The sequence below is a fragment of the Streptomyces katrae genome, from assembly GCF_000966975.1.
GTDB lineage: Bacteria > Actinomycetota > Actinomycetes > Streptomycetales > Streptomycetaceae > Streptomyces > Streptomyces katrae.
In genome coordinates, this window is record NZ_JZWV01000270.1 from 1 (window position 1) to 1,835 (window position 1,835).

Sequence of the window (1,835 nt, forward strand, 5' to 3'; positions counted from 1 at the left end):
CCGCGGGCCCGGTCGGCGCGATCACGGCCACGGCCCCGGTCACCGATGGCGAAACCGTCGAACTCACCCCGGCCGAACTCTCCGCGATCCGGCAGATCGCCGACGAGATCAAGCAGGAGACCACGCAGAACGACGGCCCGGCGCCGGGTGTTTCGGCGTTCAGCGCCAAGGGCGAGGCCGGCAAGAAGTTCATCGAACTTCTGAAGAAGTCGCCGGGGCTCTTCAAGTCGGCCGTCTCCAAGGCCAAGGAAGGCCGGGACGCCTTCAACAAGTGGATGGGCAAGCAGAACGTCGCCGTCCGTGGTGCCTGGTGGCTGCTGAGCGGTGGCGTCCAGACCTGGGTCTTCGACGAGCTCGTCAAGATGGTCCAGGGATAGCAACAGGACGCTGAGCCGCCCTCGGCCCTTCAGGGTCGAGGGCGGCCGGAGGGAATCGACGCTCAGGCATGACAGACCGGCAGCCCGAACGGTCGGGTTCAACAGCGATGGACAGATTCTTCGCGATTCCGATGGGGCTCATCGGCATCACATTCCCACTTTTCAAATTCGGCACCGAGAGCGTCCGCAACAGCCTCGGCTGGCCCTGCTTGGGATGCGGCATAGCCCTGACAGCCGCCGGCCTGCTCTACTGCGCCTGGTCGCGGCGCAGCCCCGGCTGGGGTGGGCTCAGCTGCGGGATCGGTGCCTCGATCGTCGGTCTGCTCGCCTTCGCGCGATACGGCCCGCCATGGTGAGGACGGCCGGGGAGGTCTTCGTCGGTACGTGCGTGCTCCACGCCCGCGCACTTGAGGGCTGTACCACCGGGCCGCCTTTCCCTGGGACATGCTCCGAGGGGGAGGGAACGGAGGTCGTTGGCTTCGTTCTCAGGGCTGCGCCGCGCCCGCTGGGTGACGCTGCGGGGTGTCGAGCTCATCGGGTGTGTCCAGGGCGAGCTGCCTCTTGGCCCGGTGGTGGATGGTGTCGGGGATACGGCAGGCCCGCCGATGTTCCCTGGAGGCCGCCCTCGCGGTCGTGCGCGTCGGGTGCGCCCCGTGTGGCGGGCAGGCGGGTGTCGAGTTCGCCTGCGACGCTGAGGACGGTCCGCGTCGGGAGCTGACGGCGAGGCCGGGACTCGCTGGGGGCTGCCCCGGCCGTCCGGCATGGTCGTATGGGGCGGGTTCCGGGCAGATGAGTGATAAACGGGTGTTGATCGGAGGAAAGCGGATCTCTCCCCACCGAAGGCCCGCACCATGGCGTACGTAACTGACCGTCAGGTGAAAGGTGTGGTGTGGGATCGTGAGCGCTCCGAGCATGCGAACGCGTGGACGTTGGTACCGGGCTGCGTTGACCGTGGGCGTGGCGACGGTGCTGGTCGCCGGCCCCGCCTGGGCCTCGCCGCACCAGGTCTCCCGGACCGCCCCTGCGGCCGCGGCCCTGTCCAACTCGGACCTGGAGGTCGTCCGCCTCGACCCGGAGCCCGCAACGCCCGGCGGCTCCACGACGATCCAAGGGTTCGTCGGCAACCTCGGTCCGGAGACGACCGCCTCGCCGTTCGTCGTCACGGTCTCCCTGCCGCATGGGGTGACGCCCGAGAAGCCCTACTGGCCCGACACCTGCGTACTGTCCTCCAGCCGGCGTCAGGTGCACTGCGAGTTCAGTGCAGGGCTCAAGAAGGACCGCAGCGCCACAGCCCTCGTCCCGGTCCGCCTGGACGACGAGCTGAAGGTGGGGACGGTCGTCAAGGGCGGTTGGGTCTCCGTGCGCAGCCTGGACGACCGGAACCCTCTCAACAACCGCGCGCCGTTCGAGATCACGGTCGTCGAAACGGCCCCTGGCCACTGAACAGGTGGAACGCGG

Annotated in this window: 3 protein-coding genes; all 3 read left to right on the forward strand. The window is 68.8% G+C overall.

The features are described from left to right. Window positions 1–377, forward strand: a 377-nt coding sequence (locus VR44_RS11495) for a hypothetical protein (RefSeq protein WP_045947341.1), incomplete at its 5' end; no start/stop codon positions are given. 107 nt (window positions 378–484) lie between these two features. Next, on the forward strand, window positions 485–733 hold the full coding sequence (locus tag VR44_RS11500) for a hypothetical protein (RefSeq protein ID WP_045947342.1): 249 nt from the start codon (window positions 485–487) through the stop codon (window positions 731–733). 589 nt (window positions 734–1,322) lie between these two features. Then, entirely contained in the window at window positions 1,323–1,820 is a 498-nt protein-coding gene (locus VR44_RS11505; RefSeq protein ID WP_045947343.1) for a hypothetical protein, read from the forward strand. Window positions 1,821–1,835 lie beyond the last annotated feature (15 nt).